This window comes from Nocardia sp. 2TAF39 (genome assembly GCF_052114905.1).
Classification (GTDB): Bacteria; Actinomycetota; Actinomycetes; order Mycobacteriales; family Mycobacteriaceae; genus Nocardia.
The window spans coordinates 191532-212080 of record NZ_JBFRFQ010000001.1; the positions used below are offsets into that span (position 1 = coordinate 191532).

Sequence of the window (20549 nt, forward strand, 5' to 3'; positions counted from 1 at the left end):
CCGGCAGCCCGGCCCCACTACCGCGCCGCTTCTGACCCCGCATCGCTCGTCACGGCCGCACGCGCGGTGCCGGCGATGGTTCCGCTGCCGATCACCTCGTCACCTTGCGGATCCGGACGGTAGAGCACCACGGCCTGGCCGCGCGCGACGCCGGTCAGCGGCTCGCGCAGCCGCACCACCAGCCCGTCGCCCACCGCTTCGGCGACCGCGGGCGCCGTGCCGCCGTGTGCGCGGACCTGCGCGACGCATTCGATCGGCCCGTCCGGCGCGGTATCCGACGTCCAGATCGCGCGATCCGCCTCGACCGCCCATACCCGCAGGTCCTCGGCCGAACCGACGCGGACCGTGCCGGAGTCGGGATCGATGGCGGTCACATACCTGGGCTTGCCGTCGGCGGCGGGACCCGGCAACCCGAGGCCCTTGCGCTGGCCGATGGTGAACCCGTGCACGCCGTCGTGCCTCGCCAGCTCCTGGCCGTCGGCGTCGACGACCGCACCGGGCCGGATGCCGATCTTCGCGCCGAGGAAGGCGCGGGTGTCGCCGGAGGGAATGAAGCAGATGTCGTGGCTGTCCGGCTTGTTCGCTACGGCGAGCCCGCGCTCGGCGGCCTCTTCGCGAATGCGCGGCTTGGGGGTGTCCCCCACCGGGAACATCGCACGTGAAAGCTGCTGCGCGGTCAGCACCGCGAGCACGTAGGACTGGTCCTTGTCCGCGTCGACGGCGCGGCGCAGCACGCCGTCCGCGAGCCGCGCGTAGTGACCGGTGACCACCGCGTCGAAGCCGAGCGCGACCGCGCGATCGGCCAGCGCGGAGAACTTGATCTTCTCGTTGCAGCGTAGGCACGGGTTGGGCGTCTCGCCCGCCGCGTAGGCGGCGACGAAATCGTCGATCACGTCTTCCTTGAAGCGGTCGGCGAAATCCCAGACATAGAAGGGGATTCCGAGCACGTCGGCGGCACGCCTGGCGTCACCGGCGTCCTCCTTCGAGCAGCAGCCGCGCGACCCGGTGCGCAGCGTGCCCGGTGTGGCGGACAGCGCGAGATGCACGCCGACCACCTCGTGACCGGCGTCGACGGCACGTGCCGCCGCCACGGCCGAATCCACACCACCGCTCATCGCGGCGAGTACCCGCATCAAACACCTCCCTTCGCACCGGCCAGGCCCGCGGCCTTGGCCCGCTCCACCACCTGCGGCAGCACTTCCAGTAACGCGTCCACGTCGGCACTGGTCGAGGTATGCCCCAACGAGAATCGCAGTGATCCGCGCGCCTGCCGCGGTTCGACACCCATAGCGATGAGCACATGGCTCGGCGTGGCGACCCCTGCGGTGCACGCAGAACCGGTCGAGCACTCGATACCGGCCGCGTCCAGCAGCATCAGCAGCGAATCGCCTTCGCAGCCAGGGAACGTGAAGTGCGCGTTGCCGGGCAGGCGCCGGTCGCCGACCGGTCCGTTGAGCACCGGATCCGGCACCGTCGCGCGGATGCCCTCGATCAGCGCGTCTCGCAGCGCGGTCAATTCGGCTGTGCGCGCTGGCAATTCAGTCGCGGTCTGGTGCAGCGCGGTGGCGAGTCCGACGGCGGCCGCCGTGTCCGCCGTACCGGACCGCAGGTCGCGCTCGTGTCCGCCACCGTGCAGCAGTGGCACACACGGCACCTGCCTGCCGAGCAGCAGCACGCCGATACCGTGCGGACCCCCGACCTTGTGTCCGGCGAAGCTCGCCGCGGAAAGACCACTGGCGCCGAAATCGATCGGCAGCTGCGCCGCGGCCTGCACCGCGTCGCTATGCATCGGCACGCCGAATTCCTGTGCCACAGCGGCGAGTTCACCGATCGGCTGGATGGTGCCGACCTCGTTGTTCGCCCACATGACGGTGACAAGCGCGACGTCATCCGGGTCCTCGGCCAGCGCGGCGCGCAGCGTACCCGGCGCCACCACGCCCTCGGCGTCCACCGGCAGCCAGGTCACCTCGGCGCCCTCGTGCTGCTGCAGCCACTCCACCGCGTCGAGCACCGCGTGATGCTCGACCGAGCCGACGATGATCCGGTTCCTGCGTGGCTCGGCGTCGCGGCGCGCCCAGAAGATGCCCTTGATCGCCAGGTTGTCGCTCTCGGTGCCGCCGGAGGTGAACACGACCTCCGAGGGACGGGCGCCGAGGTCGGCGGCGATCGACTCGCGCGCCTCCTCCAACAACCGTCGAGCGGCGCGCCCCGATCCGTGCAGCGAGGACGCGTTACCCGCCATGCTCAAGACAGCCGTCATCGCCTCGATGGCGGCGGGCAGCATCGGTGTGGTCGCCGCATGATCGAGGTAGACCGTCTGGGGCGCCGCACCGTTGACCGGACCCGAAAAAGCCGACTTCATGACCAGTAAAGGATAGCTGTCGCGGGGAGCGGGTTATTCCCCCCTGCTCATGAGTTCGCAACCGCGGCGTTCGACCCCCTAGGCCGTGCGGAAATGCCCATCCACCAGAGCGGCTACGGCAGCCGACTTTAGTTACCTATTGAATGAGCCGTTATCTAACGGTACGCTGGCGGACGTATTGAATCCCTCCGGCGCGTGAGTGGAACAGATATCGGGCCGGACTACCGGCCGGTCACCGACCGGACGACGTTATCGAGTGAGGAAGTTCCCGATGAGCCCAGACACGCACCACCACGGACGTACCCGGCGAGCGGTCGCACGCGTTGCCATCACCTCCGCGCTTGCCCTGATGCCGATCACCGCCATCGCGGTGCCCGCGCTCGCCGACGCGGTGGTGCTCGAGCCCGCCGATCAGATCGACCTGGTCCATGATCGCCCTGGCCACGGTCGGCACGGTCACGACGACTGGAACCGCGGACGGGACGACTGGAACCGCGGACGGCACGGGCACGACGACTGGCACCGCGGACGCAACGACGACTGGAACCGCGGACGCAACGACAACGACAACTGGTATCGAGGCGGCAACGGGTGGAATGGGTTGTTCCCCCTGCCGTTCACCGGAAGCGCGTTCTGAGCGGCTGCCAGGATCGATCGACCGTGCGCACCGGCACCCGATCCCGGGTTCGACGGCCGAGGCGGGCAGCGGTTCGGCATGGGCGCGATCGTCTACGTTTTCGAGGCCGGCCCACTCGCCACGACTTCTGATCGGATTCTGCTTACTGGCTCAGGCTTCGGCTGCTCCCCTGGAGCGCGCTGAACCGGCTGGCCCATTGATCGGCCGGCCGGTTGCGTAGTGACGGACGGGTTCAGGTCCGCGGCCGGTCGACGGTGGCCGCGGTGAACCGTTCGACGGCGTCCCAGAGCTCGCGTTCGCGGTGCGGGTCGTAGGACTCCTCGGATGACCGGGCCACCCGGCCGCGGTCGACGTAGGAGCCGGTCGGCGCCTTGGTCGTGCCGAGTACGAGATCGGCGAGGTATCGTCCCGCCGCGCTGCGGCTGGTTGCGAATGGTGTGAAGGTCAGCACCGGAAGGATTCGCCGCATCGCGAATCGGGAGACCGGGTCGGCGTTGCGGGCGAGGTCGGTACCGGGGACGAATCCCGGGTTGTAGGCGGCGATGTCGATCCCGGCAGGCAGGCGGCGCGCGTACTCGTGCACGAGGTAGATGGCGGCCAGCTTGCTCGTGGAGTACGCGGTGCGGCCGCCGGCCGTGGTGTCGGGCTCAGGGAAGGCGCCGGTGTGGGCGAGAGCGTCCGGCGAGCGCCAGGCCGGTCCGGGCACCATGCCCATGTTGTGCTTGAAGTCGCCGAAATGGGTGTCGCTGACCGTGATCGCGATCCGGGCAGGAGCCGCGAAGCGGTCCTCGAGCAGACGGATGAACAGGTGATTGGCGAGCACGTTGACGGTGAACGTGGACTCGAACCCATCGGGTCCCTCGGTGCGCGCGTTCGTGTACTGCATGCCGGCGTTGCCCACGAAGCCGCGCAGCGGCGGCAGGTCACCGCGGCTGAGCCGGTCCCGGATCTCCATGGCGGCCGACCGGACGCTCACGAGCGAGCCGAGGTCCGCCTCGACGTGCGAGACGGCGTACCTACCCTTCCCGAGCTCTGCGGGCAGCCCCGCACCGGAGGCCCCGCGAGCTACGACGAGCAGATGCACGTCCGGCGACTCGTGCACGATGCGCTCGGCGGCGATACGGCCGATCCCGCGGCTCGCGCCGGTCATGACGATGGTGTACGGCATGGTGAACTCCTTCGGGCTGGTCGGGCGGTGCGGCTTGGGCTGCGCACCACCCACGTTCGTCGGCCTCGCCACCGTCAACCAGTGCCGTGCCCATCACTAGGACCAGCAGTACCCAGGCTCGTCCGCTGCCGGACGGCGACAATAAGGTCATGGCTGCCTCCCACTCCGGCTTCGGCGCACTCCTGCGTACCTGGCGCGACCGCCTCTCCCCGACAGACGCCGGCATCACCGTGATGCCCGGCCGCCGTGCCCTGGGACTGCGCCGCGAAGAGCTCGCTCAGCTGGCCGGGCTGTCGGTCGACTACGTCCTGCGCTTGGAGCAGGAACGTGCGAAGAACCCCTCGGCGCAAGTCGTCAGCGCCCTCGCCAGGGCCCTGCAGCTCTCCCGGGCCGAACGAGACCAGCTCTACCGAAGCGCCGGGCTCCTGCCACCACAAGACGGAACTATCGCCACGCACGTGCCCCCGAGCATCCAACGGCTCGCCGCACGCCTGGGCGATGTCCCGATCGGGGTGTTCACCGCCGACTGGACCCTCGTGTGGTGGAACGCCATGTGGAGCGCCCTGCTCGGCGACCCCGCCGTGCTTCCGGCCACCGAGCGCAATCTCGCCCGCGCCCTGTTCGGAAACGGCGCCGCGCATGCCGCGATACGCCCCTTCCACTCCGAGCGCGCACCGGACGCCTTCGCGGCGTCGATCGTCGCGGATCTCAAAGACGCTGCCTCCCGCTACCCCGCGGACGCCCAACTCGATCGTCTCGTGCGAGACCTCCGACAAGTATCCGAAGCCTTCGCCCGGCACTGGACCATTAGCACGGCGGCCCAGCACACCACCGACCGCAAAACAATCCAGCATCCCGAGATCGGCGACATCCTGCTCGACTGCGACGTCCTCATCGTCCCGGGCGCGGACCTGCGCATGGTCACCTACACCGCAGCCGCTGGAAGCAACGACGCGGGAAAACTCGACCTCCTCCGCGTCACCGGCGGTCGCACCGCCACCACGCTCTCCTGACCGCAGTTGCGTCAGACAGACCGCTTTGGGGTCTTCAGCCGTATATCCTCATCGGTGCCGAGACAGCCGAATCCTTCTGGTAGAGACTGGATTCGCCACCCGCGAACCGGTCGATGTGCACACACTGTCGCCAGTTCGCATCCGATGCAATTGGCGGCAGAAGTAGTAATCGCCGAAAATCCAACGAAGGCGGTGATCCGCCGGCGTCATCGGTGGCCTCGGCGGTGTCCGCCGACCGGCCGCGTCTCCTCAGCCCAGCTCGCGAGCAGCCGCAAGGCGGTGTGCGAGGGTGAGCCTTCTTCGACCGTGTGCGCGATGAGTGCTTGATCCGGATCTACTACGGCCACCCGCTATCACCGCACCCAGGGACGGTGCAGCCGCGTCCAGAGTCTGCCGCAGGCCACGCGGTCCAGATCCCGGGTGAGATCAGTCCGCGTGTCCGAAGCGGTGAGCGCCCACCGGCTGCCGGAGAGCTCGGATTCGATGGCGAATCGCTACCGCCGCGCAGCACGCCGGCCGCCGAGCCACATCCGCTGGATCGACCGACCGTCTATCGACCGACGGCCGAGGTCCGACGACCGCGCAGCGTGGGGCGAAGACGCGGCCTGCGCACCTCCGGCGCATCCGCCGAAACCGACGGGTCCTGTACTCGGGTGTTCGCCGCCTCGATCCATACCCCGGCGTCCAGCGCGTCGTGCCGCGACCGCTCCGTACCGCGCACGGCGGCCTCGCAGCGGCGGGCGAGGTCGCGCCGATCCGTGCCCGACTGCTGCGTCGGCTGGAGCACCACCTCGGCGATCATCCCCCGCGAACGCAACACCCGACGTGCGGACGAGGCGAAGGTGTCGACGCCGACGAACCCGGGCACCGTGCACTGCGCGCCGTGCCGGTCCAGATACCGCAATCGCACCGGTTGCACCGCAGTGCCGGTGTCCACCGCCGCCTGGAACAACGCGGGGCGCATGGTTCCGTAGGCGCGGCCACACCACGTGGTGCCCTCGGGGAACACGCCGATCCGTTCGCCGGCGGCCAGCCGCGCGCCGATCGCGGCCACCACTTTGGGAAGCGCCCGTAGGCGTTCGCGCTCGATCGGGACCACCCGCATGAGCTTCGCGAGCCCGCCGAGCAGCGGCCAGTCCACCATGTCCGCGCGCGCCACGAACCCGAGCGGCTGTACCGACGCCAGCGCGACAATGTCGGTCCAACCGATGTGTCCGGTGACGACGAGGACACCGCGGCCGGGCACACCGAAACGTTCACGCGGCAGCGCGGCACCGCCCTCGTCGACGACACCGTGGTCGTCCCCGGCCGCCCGGTTATCGACGATTCGCAATCGCATGCCGAGGCAGCCCAGTAGCATCCGTGCATATCCGCGCTGCAACAGTTCGCGCTTGCCGCGCGGAGTCAGGACGTGCGCGACCGGGAAGCTGACCAGCAGTCCGGCGACTCCGGCCAGCCTCACGGCTACCCGGCCGATGCCGACCTGATCGGTCGGCTCGAGGCAGCCGGGCCCGCAGGGGCTCGACGGCATCCACGCGTGCGCGGCGGCCTGCGCGGGCGGCGCGTCGAAGACCACGGTCCTCACCGTCCCCCGTCGAAGGTGGCGGCGGCGTCGCGTAACCGGTTGAGGTAGCGCGTGTTGATGGTGTCCAGGCCGAGTAGCGCGACGAAGTCGGCGACCGCGAAATCGGGATCGTGCGCGGGTTCACCGCAGATCTCGGCGCCGAGACGTAGGTAGCCACGCACCAGCGGAGGCAGGTTCGGGCGCGACCGCGGTTCCAGTTCGTCCAGGGTCTTGCCGTCGACGATCACAGGGCGATACGGGTGCACCCGTCGCTCCGAGGCGGAGGCGTGTCTGCCGAGCAGCGTGTCGCGCACGCCGCGCACGTTCACGCCAGGCGGTTCGGCCGGGGTGTCCTGCATCGGTACCGACACACAGCCCATCACCCAGTCGTAGCCGGTGAGCTGGATGTAGTGCAGGATGCCCGCCCACATGAGCGTCAGCACCGAACCGTTGCGGTGGTCGGGCACCACACACGCGCGGCCCATCTCCACGATCCGCATGCCCTCCGGATCCAGCTGGGCGAGATCGAATTCCGTCGCCGTGTAGTACCCGCCCGCTGCCGCCACCTTGTCCGGCGGCAGCATCCGATAACAGCCGACGAACTCGCCGCCGACGTCGTCACGGACGAGCAGGTGGTCGCAGTGCTCGTCGAACCGGTCTGCGTCGAGCCGGGTGCCGGTGTCCGGGATCCGGAAGCCCGGCTCGTTGGCGAACACGCCATAACGCAGGCGCTGCGCGGCCACGCGATGCTCGACGTCGGAGGACACCACCAGCGAATAGCGCGACCGTTCCTCGCCGGAGTCCGTCGGTCGAGCCGGGGCTGTCAACACGGACGAAATAGTCATATCGGTGATGAAGCCAGCTCGACACTGCGTAGGAGCAACCTCGAAGTGTCGCGACGATGCCGGTTCGGTGAACGAGACGGCGGTCACACCAAGCGTTCACCGAACGGTTCCGACGCGTTCGTCCATCCGCAAGCGCATGTGCCACAAAGAATCCGCGCTCGCCGCGCAAATCACGCCGCGCGCTGCTCCGGAGCTCGTACCCTCGTCGGGGTCGTCTGCTCCTCGGCGAAGCCGGGGCGCCCGGTGCCGACGAACGCGACCAACCACGAGGCGACCGCGGCGAAGCGGTTGCGGAAGCCGACCAGGTAGAACAGGTGCACCGCGAGCCACATGAACCAGGCGATCAGGCCGCGGAAGGTGATGTGCTCGTTGAGTTTCGTCACCGCGCTGAACCGGCTGATCACCGCCATGCTGCCTTTGTCCCAGTACTTGAACGCGGTGCCGGGCTGCTTCTTGCGACGGATGATGTCGGCGGCGTGCCTGCCCTCCTGCATGGCCACTGGCGACTGGCCGGGGTAACCGTTGAGCGAGGTCATGTCGCCGATGGCGTAGATGTCGGCGTAACCGCCGACGGTGAGGTCCTGGTTGATCAGCAGCCGCCCGGCCCGGTCGGTCTCGACGCCGGTGGCGTCGGCCAGGATCTTCGCGAACCCGCCCGCCTGCACTCCCGCCGACCAGACCACGGTCTCGGCCGCGATGCTCTGCTCGACGCCGTCGGGGCCCTTGACGGTGACCTTGCCCTCCTCGATGTCGGTGACGAAGGTGCCGAGCAGCACGTCGACGCCGCTGCGGGTCAACGACTTTTTCGCGTACTCCGACAGCCCTCCGCCGAACGGCGGCAGCACCTCGCCCGCACCTTCCACGAGGGTGACCGAAACCTGCTGGTGGTAATGCCGTTTCGCCAGTTCCTTCAGCTGGCCCGCTACCTCGACGCCGGTGGCGCCCGCGCCGACCACGACGAAGCTCAGCAGCTTGCGGCTTGTCTGCTCGTCGGCGTTCGCGGCCTCGGCGAAGACCCGTTCGATCTGCGCGCGCAGCCGCCGCGCGTCATCGATGGTCTTGAGCGAGAAGGTCTTCTCGGCGAAATCGTCGCGGCCGAAATAGGATTGACTGGCTCCGGTGGCCGCGATCAGCGAGCCGTACCGGATCCGGTGCCGCCCGCCCTCGTTCTCGTAGGTGACGATGGCCTTGTCGGGATCGAGGGCGACCACCGTGCCGAGGCGCACATCGGCCTCGCGGTGGCGGCGCAGGATGCCCGCGATCGGCGGTGCGATCTCCTCCGATGCCAGCACACCGGTCGCTACCTGGTACAACAGCGGTTGGAACAGGTGCTCGGGCGTGCTGGAGATCAGCACATAATCCACCCCCGACTTGGCAAGCTGTTTAGCGGCGGCAAGCCCACCGAACCCCGATCCGACAATGACAACACCCGCGGTTTCGATCCCCGCGTCCACGTACTCCATGACAGCCTCCTTCTCTCATTACGAACCGTCATCCAAAGCGCAGATATTTCAGGTGTTAGGGCCCATACTTCAGATGACTCTTATCTCGATTCCTAATCAATAGGAGGTGCTGTGGAACTTCGGCAGCTCACCTACTTCGTGGCGGTGTGCGAGGAGCTCAGCTTCAGCGGCGCCGCCGCGCGGTGTTTCATCTCACAGTCCGCGATCAGTCACCAGATCTCGCGGCTCGAACGCGACCTCGGCGTGCAACTGTTCGAGCGCTCCACCCGGTCGGTCGTGCCCACCGACGCCACCGCGCGGCTACTTCCCCTTGCGAAACAGATGCTGAGCTTGGAGTCGGCGATCCGCGCCGCGGTGCGCACGGTGGGGCCACGAATCCGGCTCGCCGCGAACATGTCCTTCGCCACCCGCTCGCTGTCGGCGATCGCGGGCGCCCGTGCGGCGCATCCGGAGGCGGAGATCGAGTTCGTCATCAAACCGTTCCGCCAGCGCATCACCGCGGTCGCCGACGGGGACTGCGATCTCGCGCTGATCCGCGGCCGCGTCGACCAGCCGGGTCTCGTGGTGGAACAACTCTGGGTCGAGGACCTGGTGATCGCCACCTCCAGCGCCCACCCGCTGGCCACCGAAGATGTGGTGACGCTGGCAGATCTGAGCTCGTATCCACTGCTGCTGCCACCGGAGCAAGAACAGGTGCTGCTGCACACCGTGATTCGCAACGCGTTCGCCGAGCTGCCCACCGGACCCACCTTCGGACCACCGATCCCGCCGGACCACACCGCGACACTGGAGCTGATCAATCGACCCGACGCGTGGACAGTCCTCTACGCGGAAAGCATGACCGAGGGGCTGGTGGTGCTGCAGCTGGCCGAACCCAAGCTGCGCATCCCGGTGTCGGCGGTGCTGCGCGCCGACGCCCGGCGCTCACCCATCCTGACCACACTGCTCAGCTCGATGCACCGCACCTGAGGACGATCTTTCGCAACGGCGCGACGAAGTTGTCCGGTGCCCCGACAGGAAGACTATTTCAGCGGCGTAGCGGCCGGCCCCGACCGCACCGCAACCCGGCCGCCATACCCGTCACGCACAATGGCGGTAGCGAAACCGGGCTCGGTCAGGTGCGGGCGGCGGCTGGCGAGCCCTTCTGGAGTGACGACGAGTGTCAACGGCGGGAGCTGGTGTGTCGCTGCGCGGTTCGGCGCATCCCGGAAGCCGCGTCGGAAGTGGCCGGGTCGCTGCTGTTTTCCGAATAGGTCGCCCCAGCACCACTGATGATCTTCATCAACGTGTCCCGTAGTCGTGCCACCTCGGTCCGGCCGATCGCCTCGTCGAGCAGTGCGTCGAACCGTGCCACCACATCCATGCCGACATCGACTACTTGCCAGCCCAGTGCCGTCAACGTCACAAGCCTCGCTCTGCCATCGGCCGGATCGCGGGTGAGGACGACGTAGCCGTGAGCTTCGAGGTGACGGACCAGTTCGCCCATGGCTTGTTTGGTCATTCCGGCACGCGACGCCAGCTCGGTGAGGCGTGTTCCTTCGGGGTCGATCACCTGAAATACGGGGGCGTGTGCAGCGCGGAGATCAGCGAATCCTGCCGCGGAGAGGCCCGCATCCAGTTCGGTGGCGAGGGTGCGTGAGGCGGCGGTCAGCAGACTGCCGAGGGCGGGAGGACGATCCGCAAGAGGATTGGTAAGGCGCTTGACCATTTGACTACTTCCTTTCTAGAGTTAGTCAGGAAGTTTACTAACTGAAGGAGGTGGGGCGGATGGAGACCGAGCACGCAGCATCGCGGTTTCGGATCCCGGCGCTCGGACAAGCCGGGATCGCGCTCGCAATCGAACTGGCCTGGCTCGGGGTCGGCGGCGGATCGCTGGGGTACATCACGATCGGAACGGTGGGAATCGTTGCCCTGATGATTGTTACGGTCGGGCGAATCCGCACGGTGAACACCGCGGCGCGGATCGTCCTCGGCCTGACGTTCGCGGGCTCGGTAGCGGACAGGCTCGGGTGGCTCGGGCAACCCGGCGCGGCCGGGGTGTCGTGGGGCAGCTACTCGAACTTCCTCGACTACACCCAGCAGCTGACGCCGGCGTATGTGGACCGATTCGTACCAGCCCTCGGCTTGCTGGCGACCGTCATGGAGATCGTGCTCGCTGCTACGCTCATTCTCGGTGTGGCGCTGCGCCTTTCGGCAATCACCGCGGCAGTGGTGTTGTCGGTCTTCGCCGTGGCAATGTGGTCGTCGCTCGGTTTCGCGGCGATGTCGGAGTATGCGGTGCCGGTCCTTGCCAGCGGCGCCGCGCTCCTCGCTGTGGCTCCGAGCGGCTTCCGGTTGGATAGCCTGTTGCCGACCTTCACGCGACTCGTGCACGCATTGAAGCCTGCACAGCCCAGCGGACCTCCAGCAGTTCGGCCCGACGGGAGTCCACCCCGCGAGTAGCGGCGGTGTCGGCCGTGCGCGGGCCCCGAATCCATCCCATCGGACCGGGGCCCTCTGCCGACGACCTAACGCACTGTCACCGACTTCGCCAGGGCCCGAGGCTTGTCGATTTCACGACCCAGGTCCAGCGCGCTGAAGTAGGCCAGCAGCTGGCCTGCGATCAGGTGCAACATCAGGTCTGCGGCAGGGTCACCATGCAGCGGGAGGGGCAGGTACTCGGTAAATACTGCGTGGTCGTCGTGGTCGATATCGGCAGGCCCGATTCCGATGACCGGGCCGCTGCGGGCGGTGATCTCGCTGACCGCGGCCATAGTGGCGGCGTACTCGCCGGGTGAGGATTTCCGGGACGGCACGAACGCGACGGTGAAGAACGTCGGGTGGATCAGCGAGATGGTGCCGTGCTTGAAGAACCCTGCCGCCATGCCTTCGGCGTGTGTGTAGCTGACTTCCTTGAATTTCAAGGCCGATTCGCACGCTGCCGGGTAGGACAAGCCGCGGCCGATGAAGAACCAATCATCCACGTGGCTGTATTTGCTGGCCAGAGCCTGCACGGTGAGAGCCGAGTCAGCGATGAAATCCCGGACGGTATCGGGCAATGCCTGCAAAGCATCCATGTGGGCGGTGTAGGCGTTGGTGTCGAGGGTGCCGTTCTGGCGGCCTGCTTCGATTGCCAGCCGGGCCAGCAGGGTCACCTGGCTGATGATGCTCTTGGTCGACAGCACGCAGATTTCCGGTCCTGAGCCCTGCTGCAGGCGGTGGGTTGCCAACCGTTCCTGGGTCGAGTTGGGAACGTTGCAGATCGAGGTGAGCAGTGCTCCGGCTTCGGCGGCGGCGCGGCAAATTTCGAGGGTGTCGAACGTTTCGCCGGACTGCGAGATCGCGATCACCGATTCACCTGCGCGGGGGAACGCAACGTAGGGCGCTTCGTCGGAGGGCAGCGCAACCGAACGGACCCGTGCGAGCCCGGCGAGCAGGTAGGTGCCCATCTGGGCCACGTAGTAGGCGCTCCCAGCACCGACGAGGGTGATCGGCGTGCCGTCGACCGGGATGATGTCGGTGAATCGGTCGGCGGGCACGCTCAATGCGGTGGCCACGGCCGCGGGTACGTCGTGGATCTCCTTGATCATCCAGTGGGAGAAGTCGCCACGTTCAGGCTTGATGTGCCGGTTGTCGATCGTGACCGGTGTGCGGTCGACGCGGTGCGCTCCCTCGGCTCCGAGGGCGTAGACCTCGATGCCGTCCGGGCGAACGGCGGTGATGTCGCCGTCGTCGAGGAACACGACTGTGTTGGTGATCCCATCGAGAGCCATCTGGTCGCTGGCGAGGACACCGTGCTGTCCGTTGTGGGCGACGACCAGCGGGCTCTTGCGCTTGGCGCCCCACACGGTGGTCGGCTCGTCGCGGCAGATGACGCCGAGTGCGTATTCGCCGTCGAGGGCAGCGGTTGTGGCGGTGATCGCTTCCAGGATGGTGTCCCCGGCCTCGAGGCAGCGGGCGATCAGGTGCGCGGCGACTTCGGAATCGGTGTCGGAGGCGAATGCGATGCCGGTTGCTTCGAGTTCGCGGCGCAGCGCGGCGTGGTTTTCGATGACTCCGTTGTGTACGACGGCGACGCGGCCGTCGAAGGACAGGTGCGGGTGCGCGTTACGCTGCTCGACACCGCCGTGGGTGGCCCATCGGGTGTGTCCGATCGCCACCTGCACGGCGGGCAGCTCGTCGAATCGGCCGCTGGTCAACGCTTCACCGATCGAGCCGGTGTCCTTGACTACGCCGATGCCGGCCTCCCCCAGCCACGCGACGCCCCAGGAGTCGTAACCGCGGTATTCGAGGGTGCCGACATGACGAGCGGTTCGGCGGGCAGTGTCCTGGTCGCGGGTGGTCAATCCTACGATTCCGCACATATGGGGGGCGGTCCTCCTGGTCGTGGTACCGGTCGCCTAGCTGTGCGGTCACACTATCCGGCGACCGGCGTGAACGAAACGAGCGCAAGCTCGGCATCGGTTAGTGGCGGATGCCACTGAGCCTGGCCAAGGCGGGAGTCACGATGGCCCGGTAGGTGTTGGTGGGGTCGGAGCTGGGATGCACAGGGCGCGCCGGATCCAAGTACCACTCGGCCAAGCGTGCGAACTCTGATTCAGTGCGTGCAGTGCCGTGCCGTGCCGCGACGGCATCGACCAGCCGTCCCTCGAGGTCTTCGCGGCCGATGTAGTCGGCGGGGATGGCCACGAGGGTTTGCAGTACCGCGAACGCTTCCTCGAACAGCATCAGTTCGTGGGCGGGTCCGTCGTATCCGAGATCGAAGTCGATCAGGATCACATCGGCACCCGAAGCGATGGCATTGCCCGGCCAGCGGTCACCGAGGATGATGCCGTTATCGTGTGCGCGGCAAATCAATTCGTGGTGGCGCAGCGCGAGGCCGTTGATGGCGGCAGCGTCGGTCGAGGGGTCGGTGAGCACCTGACGCAAGGAACGGCCCGGTACGAACCCGTAGTCGATCGCCTCGCCGTCCGGGGTTGCATAGATCGCCGCGGTCGGCACGCCGATCTCGGCGAGCCTGCGGGTGAGGTCCTGCTGCGCCGCTGCGTCACGGCTGGCGATGCGCAAGTGCACTGGCGCCGCGCGCAGGAGGGCCGCGACATAGCCTTCGTTCGGGTTCGGCTGCAACGGTTTCCGCAGCACGGTGCCCGCCGGGAAGGCGACGCCCGTACGCGCGGACTCGGCCGGGCGCACGGTGGCAATTTCGTCGATGGCCTGCTCACACAAGTGCGCCATGGTGGCCAGGCAGGCGCGGAGCTCGCTCTCGGGCAGAACCAGAGGCGGTTTGATCAGCAGTCTCCGACCGTGGTCGTTGGGCCGTACCAGCAGTCCAGCAGCCGAGCAGGCGGGTACGGCGTGTGCTGCCCACGCTTCGCGCATGCGATCGCTGGCGATGGTGACGGTGGCGATGAGGCCGTGACGACGGACCTCGAACCGGTCGTCGAACACCTCACCCAGCATGGCGGCGAAGACGTCTTCTCGTTCGGCGAGTTGGTCGCGCAGCTCGCACAGCACCTCCAATCCCGCCAGCGCCGCCGCACAACTGGGTGCCCGCCGTAGGTGAACTCGCCGTCGTTGTATTGCAGTACCGAGGCAAGTTCACGGCGCGCCAGTACCGCAGCCAGCGGGAAGCCCGAGGAGAACGCCTTGCCCAAGCAGATCATGTCCGGATGCACGCCGGTGCGTTCGGTGGTGAACAGATCCGGCCCGAGCCAGCCGAAGGTTTGGATCTCGTCGAAGATCAGCAGGGTGCCAGTGTCGTCGCAAGCCTGCCTGAGCTCAACGAGGTCGCCAGCAGTCGGCGCAGCCGGCAGGCCGTTGGAGACCATCGCCGGATCCAGGATGGCGGCAGCGAGGTCTCGACGGGACCGCACCAACCGCACCAACGCGCGAATACTGGGTTCGGCGGCCCATATTGCGACGGAGTCATTGGCGACCAGGCGCCCGGCGTGGGTGCTCGCCAGGCCGAGAGTCAGATGGGTTTCGCCGTGCCAGGCGCCGGGCAGGCAGGCGATGTGCTGGCGACGGGTGTGCAACATCGCCAGTTTGACCGCGGTCTCGACCGCGTCGGACCCATCAGCGAGCTTGAGCGCGACAGCGTCGAGCCCTTCGGGGGCAAGGTCGGCGATGCGGCGGGCCAACAGAATGAACGGCAGGCTCGCGAACCGCGAAGAGGCAAACGATACCTGCTTGGCCTGCGTAGCAACAGCCTCGGCTACTCGCGGATGACAGTGTCCCAGCGCGAGGTTCAGCGTCTGCGCAGACAAGTCAATGAACCGACGACCGTCGGCGACGGTGAAATGCGCGCCGCTTGCGTACACGATCGGCGGCCAATGTGGATGTAGCGCCGCCATAACCACATTCCCGGTGCGCGAGCTGGTGATGATTTTGGATCCAATAGATTGCATTCTCGATCACCCAATCATGTTTGTGCTGCCCAGGTTGGGTCAGCGTTGGCGCTTTGTGTGGAACTTGCGGATTCCTGCGGACCCGCCGGAATGGTCCGGCATCCGGCAGCGGCTGGTCCGGCGTGGCCCCGACAGGCGGCAGAACCGTGACTGTTCAGGTACTTCTTGTTGCTTGCGGCCCGGTCGGAGACCATCGGGCCAGTCCCATCCCTGTTCCTCACACAGGCATAGGACTTGAGCCAGGGCGCTGCACGATTCCTGCGTTTCGCCATCACCAGGCGCGCAGTCGCCATGTCTCAGGCCCCATGCTTGTGTGGCCGAGCGGAACAGCCGCAAGGAACTCTCGAACCTGGAGGCGGCATGACCTTTGACGCAGTCGTGTCCTGTACAGCCGTCATGTTCGAACCACCAGCGGGTCACGAACCTGCCTCCGAATCAACCGGCCTCGGCACGGGCCAATCCCAGCCTTCCTCGGCGCGGATGCGCAGTAGCTGAGCAAGCATGCCGCAGCAGTCCTCCGTATCGCCGTCGCCGGGTGTGCAGTTGCGGTGATCGAAGGCGAACCGCTGCACGATGTCGCTGAAGGCCCGCAATGGCTCTTCGTACGGGCACGCGCGATGGTCACGATGTCTCCAGCCCCACACCTGTATGGCCGCGCAACTCACGCGTGCCCCGCCCACAGCCGAGGAGCCTCGACTGGTCGAGGTGGCTGAATCTGCCGGGGATAGACGATCCCTGTGTCCACGGCCATCACGTTGCACAGCGTGCTGAGGTCATCGAGACGGACCTGCTCGATGCGCGGTGTAAGAACTACCGAAACCCTTTGGTGTAGAACATAATTAATCATTTCGATGAACGCCCGCGGACGCATGGGACCGGCCACATAGCACCGCAGTACATCAAAGCGGACCTGATCTGCGAGGTTGAGCGCATGTTGCAGGTCGAGGGCAGGATCTTTGCTCGGGCTCGGAGCACGCCGGTCGAGGAAGATCACTGCTGTCGGCTTCGGCCGCTCGCTACCTCCCCGTCCGGTGGCCCCGCCGGGTCCGGCATCGGCCGGTAAGCAGAACCGTCCGTTCTGAAGTGATTCCCTACCCGCGATGGGGATCGAATCACTCGGCGCAGGAGCGTGTTTGGGGGACATGAGCCGCCGATTGTCTGCGACCGCCCATGCGACCACGACTATGCAGAGCGCGACGGGAATCGTCAGCGCCCACCACTCCTGAAACCACGGCATCGGTATCCCCTTCGTCCCTTTGGGCTGGTAAGCACCCGACGCCGGGGAACATGCTGCGGAGAAGAGTTCAACCCGGCGTCGGGGCCAGGGGACAGCGTCGCGCCGGACAAGGAGGATTGTCCGTGTCACTTCCGGAACCGGTTTGCCGAAAGTGCCACAAAGGTAGGGCTGACCAGTGAGGTCAGTACTCGAGCCGGATGAGTGTTGCCAGCTCGCGCATTTCGTCGGTGAGGGTGCGACGCTCTTTCACGATTTTGCTGAGCACGTCACGCGCATAGCGTTGCTGGGCAAGCCATTCGGGCGCGATAGAGCGAACCTGTTGCAAGGTGTGCATCGCCTCGCCGTACTGGCGCAACTGTGTGTGTGCGTTGGCCACGTCGAGCCGGTGACGCAGTCGACCGGCCGCGGTCGGCGATAGGACCGCCGTCGGCAGGCTCTCAGCGATAGCCAATGTCTTGCTCGGCTGCTCCGCGATCACGGCGCACTCGCCGGTGATCTGAGCGACGGTCACTGGCCCGAAAAGCCGATTCGGATTCGGGTCGTACAGCACCTCGCGCCCGATTCGGACCGCGGCGGCGCGGGCCAGGCTGAGCGCATCCTCGGTCGCGCCGGGCGAGTTGTCGCGCACACCAACGTTTGCTACGTACAGCCACAGTCGGCCCCACAGCGCGAGTTGCGACGCGGTCGCGCGAGAGAAGCGCGGTTCGATATCGTCGGCCCATTTGACCGCGAGTTCGCGGGCTGCGTCGAGGTTGCCCTGCCGGAGGTGCGACCAGACCGCGACATTGACCGCACCGACTGCTATCCCGCGTTCGGGGGCGGCGTCGACGGCCCTGTCCAGCGTCATTGCTGCGATGTCGAATTGCCTGTTCTGGGTCAGCATCCAGCCGGTCATGCTGAGCAGGCGGGCGCGGATTGCGCGCCCCTCGTGGTCGGTGAGCAACTCGGCGTCGCGCAACAGCGCGGGTAGCACTACTGAGATTTCCGTGTACCGGTGGGCGTCGATCTTGGGCATCAGCGCCTCATAGGCCGCGTGGACGCCTGCGACCGTCGGTTGCTCGTCGATCGTGTCCGGTGCGTCTTGACCGGCAAGCGCGCGACGTACCGGCTCCCACATATCAGTGGTTCCGGCGTCGGCGTGTTCGACGTCGCTATGTCCGGCTTGCAGGGTCGACGTGCGTGTGCGCAGGGCAATTGCGAGCTTCCGCAACGTTTCCAGGCGGGCGGCTGCACGGTCGCCCTGTTCGAGCTTCCGAATCAGCGACAGCGAGACGCCTGCGCTGTCCGCGAGTTCGCGTTGGGTCAGGCCGCGCCGCTTGCGCAGCGACTTCAGCCGTTCGCCGAGGTCGGCAGTCATACATTCACGCTACTCGTCCCCGCTCGCGTGGTGCATACCTCAGATCGCCGTCTAGAGCCAGGAATTCAGTAACGGTCGTCTGCCTCCGCGTAGGAGCGAGACACCAGGCATGGCGGGAATAAGTGAGTAAGGGCGCCTATGGCGTCACCGCGTGATGACTGCGCCACCTTTGAGCAACCCCTACTGTCAGCGCAGAAATGGCCTGTATGAGGAAGCAGGGAGAAGAGCAATCGGTGCAGGTACCTGCCGGATCCACGGCGCCAACGACAAACACGGATGGCTTGACCGCATGGCCAGATAGGGTCGCTCGACAGGCAACAGCTCACTGGTCGATGTTTTTCCAGCGCCGACACATGCTGTAGCCGAACCCGGCAAGCGAAGACGGTGGCCCGGACCGTTTCCAGTCAGGGCCACCGGCTCAGATCGACGCGAGCGGAATCAGCCCTTGTGCGCCTTGACCGCTTCGGTCAGCTGCGGGGCGACCTTGAACAGGTCGCCAACGATGCCGTAGTCCGCGATCTCGAAGATCGGGGCCTCTTCGTCCTTGTTGACCGCGACGATGGTCTTCGAGGTCTGCATGCCCGCGCGGTGCTGGATCGCGCCGGAGATGCCGAGGGCGATGTACAGCTGCGGCGAGACGGTCTTTCCGGTCTGGCCGACCTGGAACTGGCCGGGGTAGTAGCCCGAGTCGACCGCGGCACGCGAGGCACCGACTGCCGCGCCGAGCGAGTCGGCGAGCGCCTCGACGACGGCGAAGTTGTCGGCGGAACCGACGCCACGGCCACCGGAAACCACGATGGTGGCCTCGGTGAGTTCCGGACGGTCACCGGCGACGACCGGCTCGCGCGAGGTCACCTTGACGACGCCCTCTTCCTGTGCGGGCACCTCGACGGTCACCTTCTCGCCCGCGCCCGCCTGCGCCGACGCCTCGACAGCGCCCGGGCGGACCGAAATCACCGGCACATCGCCGGTGGCCTTGGCTTCGACGGTGAACGCGCCACCGAAGATGGAATGCACCGCGCTGCCGTCCGACCTCACATCGATGACGTCGATCAGCAGACCGGAGCCGATGCGGGCGGCGAGGCGACCCGACACCTCCTTGCCCTCGGCGGTGGCGGCGACGATGACCGCGGCGGGGGAGGCCGACTCGGTCAGCCCGGCCAGCACGTCGACCTTCGGGGTCACCAGGAAGTTCTCTACATCGTCGGACTCGGCGATGTAGATCTTCTCGGCGCCCGCGGCGGCCAGCGCGTCGGCCAGCTTCTCGCCGGTGCCCGCCGCGCCGAGCACGACGGCGGCCGGCTCGCCCAGGGCGCGAGCGGCGGTGAGCAGTTCGGTGCTGACCTTCTTGATCGCACCGTCGGCGTGCTCGACGAGCACGAGTACTTCTGCCATTTGTGTTCTCTCCTAAGAAGTCTCAGATCTGGAGGACGAAACGAGCGATGATCGCGAAGCGGCTCGCCCCGCCCGACCGGGTGCGGTGACCCGCACTAGCACTGCCGAGATCAGATGATCTTCTGGCCGATCAGATACTGGGCGACCTTGGTGCCGCCGTCGCCCTCATCGGCCACCTTCTCACCAGCGGTGCGCGGGGGCTTCGGGGTGGCGGCGGTGACGGCGGTGCCGGCGTTCGCGACACCCACGGTCGACGGGTCGATGCCGAGGTCGGCCAGCGTGAAGGTCTGCACTTCCTTCTTCTTCGCGGCCATGATGCCCTTGAAGGACGGGAAGCGTGGCTCGTTGATCTTCTCGGTGACGCTCACGATGGCGGGGAGGGTGGCCTCGAGCTTGAACACGCCGTCGTCGGTCTCGCGCTCGCCGGTGATCTTGTCGCCGTCGACGGTCAACTTGCGCAGGTGCGTCAGCTGCGGCAGGCCGAGGTACTCGGCGATGATCGCGGGCACGGCACCGGCGCGGCCGTCGGTCGCCTCATTGCCCGCGATGACCAGCTCGACACCCTCGACCTGGCCGAGCGCGCTTGCCAGCACCCAGGCGGTCTGCACGGCGTCGGAGCCGTGGATGGCAGGGTCGTTGACGTGGATGGCCTTGTCGGCGCCCATGGACAGCGCCTTGCGAATGGCCTCGGTGGCGCGGGCGGGGCCGGCGGCCAGCACCGTGACCTCGCCGCCCTGGGCCTCCTTGAGCAGCAGCGCCTCTTCGACGGCGCGCTCGTTGATCTCGTCGAGCACGGCGTCGGCGGCTTCGCGGTCGAGGGTGAAGTCACCGTCGGTCAGCTTGCGCTCGGACCAGGTGTCGGGAACCTGCTTGATGAGTACGACGATGTTCGGCATCGGTCTTCGTCGACCTCCTGTTCTAGGTACACGGATGTGGTGGTCGCACGAGCATGGCCGTACGTCCGTCTGAGTGGCTCAGGCCGTGACATTACCCTACGTTAAGTTACCCATGGGTAACTTAGTGGCTTCTCTCTCATAGCCCCATACCGGGCGATATGACGCGCCGGATCGGAGGCCTGATGGGAGCCATGGCGAAGCCGCTATTACAGACGGCCGGACGAAG

At 67.1% G+C, this 20549-nt stretch carries 17 protein-coding genes and 1 pseudogene; 4 read left to right on the top strand and 14 right to left on the bottom strand.

All coding sequences use genetic code 11. From position 1 onward, the window contains the following. Window positions 1-17 precede the first annotated feature (17 nt). Window positions 18-1133 carry a tRNA 2-thiouridine(34) synthase MnmA gene (gene mnmA, locus AB4Z47_RS00785; protein ID WP_441947195.1) on the bottom strand — a complete coding sequence of 372 codons (1116 nt, stop codon included), beginning with the start codon at window positions 1131-1133 and terminating at the stop codon, window positions 18-20. Then, window positions 1133-2362, bottom strand: a complete 1230-nt coding sequence (locus AB4Z47_RS00790) for a cysteine desulfurase family protein (RefSeq protein WP_441947196.1) — start codon at window positions 2360-2362, stop codon at window positions 1133-1135. Before AB4Z47_RS00790 ends, mnmA begins: the two co-directional genes overlap by 1 nt. A 271-nt stretch (window positions 2363-2633) precedes the next feature. Between AB4Z47_RS00790 and AB4Z47_RS00795 the strand changes: the two genes are divergently transcribed. Then, window positions 2634-2999 carry a hypothetical protein gene (locus AB4Z47_RS00795; protein WP_441947197.1) on the top strand — a complete coding sequence of 122 codons (366 nt, stop codon included), beginning with the start codon at window positions 2634-2636 and terminating at the stop codon, window positions 2997-2999. A gap of 232 nt (window positions 3000-3231) precedes the next feature. Here AB4Z47_RS00795 and AB4Z47_RS00800 read toward each other — a convergent pair whose 3' ends face one another. Continuing rightward, the gene (locus AB4Z47_RS00800; RefSeq protein WP_441947198.1) at window positions 3232-4167 is read right to left on the bottom strand and encodes an SDR family NAD(P)-dependent oxidoreductase; all 936 of its coding nucleotides are present in this window, start codon (window positions 4165-4167) and stop codon (window positions 3232-3234) included. Window positions 4168-4316: 149 nt separating this feature from the next. Here AB4Z47_RS00800 and AB4Z47_RS00805 point away from each other — a divergent pair, with 149 nt between their 5' ends. Further along, complete coding sequence (locus tag AB4Z47_RS00805; protein WP_441947199.1) at window positions 4317-5180, top strand: helix-turn-helix transcriptional regulator; 864 nt, start codon at window positions 4317-4319, stop codon at window positions 5178-5180. A 550-nt stretch (window positions 5181-5730) separates the two neighbouring features. Here the strand turns inward: AB4Z47_RS00805 and AB4Z47_RS00810 are convergent. The 3 genes from AB4Z47_RS00810 to AB4Z47_RS00820 form a co-directional block, all read right to left on the bottom strand. Next, window positions 5731-6765: a lysophospholipid acyltransferase family protein gene (locus AB4Z47_RS00810; protein WP_441947200.1), complete on the bottom strand. Its 1035-nt coding sequence runs from the start codon at window positions 6763-6765 to the stop codon at window positions 5731-5733. Then, entirely contained in the window at window positions 6762-7589 is an 828-nt protein-coding gene (locus AB4Z47_RS00815) for a GNAT family N-acetyltransferase (RefSeq protein ID WP_441947202.1), read from the bottom strand. The genes AB4Z47_RS00810 and AB4Z47_RS00815 overlap by 4 nt, the downstream gene beginning before the upstream one ends. 170 nt (window positions 7590-7759) lie before the next feature. Further along, window positions 7760-9052: an NAD(P)/FAD-dependent oxidoreductase gene (locus AB4Z47_RS00820; protein WP_441947203.1), complete on the bottom strand. Its 1293-nt coding sequence runs from the start codon at window positions 9050-9052 to the stop codon at window positions 7760-7762. A 111-nt stretch (window positions 9053-9163) separates the two neighbouring features. On the opposite strand from AB4Z47_RS00820, the gene AB4Z47_RS00825 reads away from it, so the two are divergent. Beyond that, window positions 9164-10021, top strand: a complete 858-nt coding sequence (locus AB4Z47_RS00825; RefSeq protein ID WP_441947204.1) for a LysR family transcriptional regulator — start codon at window positions 9164-9166, stop codon at window positions 10019-10021. Between the two features lie 193 nt (window positions 10022-10214). Here AB4Z47_RS00825 and AB4Z47_RS00830 read toward each other — a convergent pair whose 3' ends face one another. After that, on the bottom strand, window positions 10215-10760 hold the full coding sequence (locus AB4Z47_RS00830; RefSeq protein WP_441947205.1) for a MarR family winged helix-turn-helix transcriptional regulator: 546 nt from the start codon (window positions 10758-10760) through the stop codon (window positions 10215-10217). A gap of 59 nt (window positions 10761-10819) precedes the next feature. Between AB4Z47_RS00830 and AB4Z47_RS00835 the strand changes: the two genes are divergently transcribed. Further along, on the top strand, window positions 10820-11494 hold the full coding sequence (locus tag AB4Z47_RS00835) for a hypothetical protein (protein WP_441947206.1): 675 nt from the start codon (window positions 10820-10822) through the stop codon (window positions 11492-11494). 65 nt (window positions 11495-11559) lie between these two features. On the opposite strand, the gene glmS is transcribed toward AB4Z47_RS00835, so the two are convergent. The 7 genes and pseudogenes from glmS to AB4Z47_RS00870 form a co-directional block, all read right to left on the bottom strand. Beyond that, window positions 11560-13395 (bottom strand): glutamine--fructose-6-phosphate transaminase (isomerizing), encoded by a 1836-nt coding sequence (gene glmS / locus AB4Z47_RS00840; protein ID WP_441947207.1) that lies wholly within the window; start codon window positions 13393-13395, stop codon window positions 11560-11562. 100 nt (window positions 13396-13495) lie between these two features. After that, window positions 13496-14545 carry a hypothetical protein gene (locus tag AB4Z47_RS00845; protein ID WP_441947344.1) on the bottom strand — a complete coding sequence of 350 codons (1050 nt, stop codon included), beginning with the start codon at window positions 14543-14545 and terminating at the stop codon, window positions 13496-13498. Between the two features lie 86 nt (window positions 14546-14631). Further along, window positions 14632-15438, bottom strand: a pseudogene (locus AB4Z47_RS00850) (aminotransferase class III-fold pyridoxal phosphate-dependent enzyme); the annotation flags it as partial. 416 nt (window positions 15439-15854) lie between these two features. Next, entirely contained in the window at window positions 15855-16031 is a 177-nt protein-coding gene (locus AB4Z47_RS00855) for a hypothetical protein (RefSeq protein WP_441947208.1), read from the bottom strand. A gap of 825 nt (window positions 16032-16856) precedes the next feature. Then, a complete protein-coding gene (locus AB4Z47_RS00860; protein ID WP_441947209.1) occupies window positions 16857-18032 on the bottom strand; it encodes a helix-turn-helix domain-containing protein in 1176 nt (391 codons plus the stop codon). A 438-nt stretch (window positions 18033-18470) separates the two neighbouring features. Continuing rightward, on the bottom strand, window positions 18471-19427 hold the full coding sequence (locus tag AB4Z47_RS00865) for an electron transfer flavoprotein subunit alpha/FixB family protein (RefSeq protein ID WP_441947210.1): 957 nt from the start codon (window positions 19425-19427) through the stop codon (window positions 18471-18473). Window positions 19428-19537: 110 nt separating this feature from the next. Continuing rightward, window positions 19538-20323, bottom strand: a complete 786-nt coding sequence (locus AB4Z47_RS00870; protein ID WP_441947211.1) for an electron transfer flavoprotein subunit beta/FixA family protein — start codon at window positions 20321-20323, stop codon at window positions 19538-19540. Between the last annotated feature and the right edge of the window lie 226 nt (window positions 20324-20549).

Excerpts from the sequence above, each read along its gene's own strand:
- AB4Z47_RS00795 (WP_441947197.1), top strand. The coding sequence starts at position 2,634 with ATGAGCCCAGACACGCACCACCACGGACGTACCCGGCGAGCGGTCGCA.
- AB4Z47_RS00790 (WP_441947196.1), bottom strand. The coding sequence starts at position 2,362 with ATGAAGTCGGCTTTTTCGGGTCCGGTCAACGGTGCGGCGCCCCAGACG.
- AB4Z47_RS00805 (WP_441947199.1), top strand. The coding sequence starts at position 4,317 with ATGGCTGCCTCCCACTCCGGCTTCGGCGCACTCCTGCGTACCTGGCGC.
- AB4Z47_RS00830 (WP_441947205.1), bottom strand. The coding sequence starts at position 10,760 with ATGGTCAAGCGCCTTACCAATCCTCTTGCGGATCGTCCTCCCGCCCTC.
- AB4Z47_RS00815 (WP_441947202.1), bottom strand. The coding sequence starts at position 7,589 with ATGACTATTTCGTCCGTGTTGACAGCCCCGGCTCGACCGACGGACTCC.
- AB4Z47_RS00800 (WP_441947198.1), bottom strand. The coding sequence starts at position 4,167 with ATGCCGTACACCATCGTCATGACCGGCGCGAGCCGCGGGATCGGCCGT.
- AB4Z47_RS00820 (WP_441947203.1), bottom strand. The coding sequence starts at position 9,052 with ATGGAGTACGTGGACGCGGGGATCGAAACCGCGGGTGTTGTCATTGTC.
- AB4Z47_RS00865 (WP_441947210.1), bottom strand. The coding sequence starts at position 19,427 with ATGGCAGAAGTACTCGTGCTCGTCGAGCACGCCGACGGTGCGATCAAG.
- AB4Z47_RS00860 (WP_441947209.1), bottom strand. The coding sequence starts at position 18,032 with ATGACTGCCGACCTCGGCGAACGGCTGAAGTCGCTGCGCAAGCGGCGC.
- AB4Z47_RS00870 (WP_441947211.1), bottom strand. The coding sequence starts at position 20,323 with ATGCCGAACATCGTCGTACTCATCAAGCAGGTTCCCGACACCTGGTCC.
- AB4Z47_RS00835 (WP_441947206.1), top strand. The coding sequence starts at position 10,820 with ATGGAGACCGAGCACGCAGCATCGCGGTTTCGGATCCCGGCGCTCGGA.
- mnmA (WP_441947195.1), bottom strand. The coding sequence starts at position 1,133 with ATGCGGGTACTCGCCGCGATGAGCGGTGGTGTGGATTCGGCCGTGGCG.
- glmS (WP_441947207.1), bottom strand. The coding sequence starts at position 13,395 with ATGTGCGGAATCGTAGGATTGACCACCCGCGACCAGGACACTGCCCGC.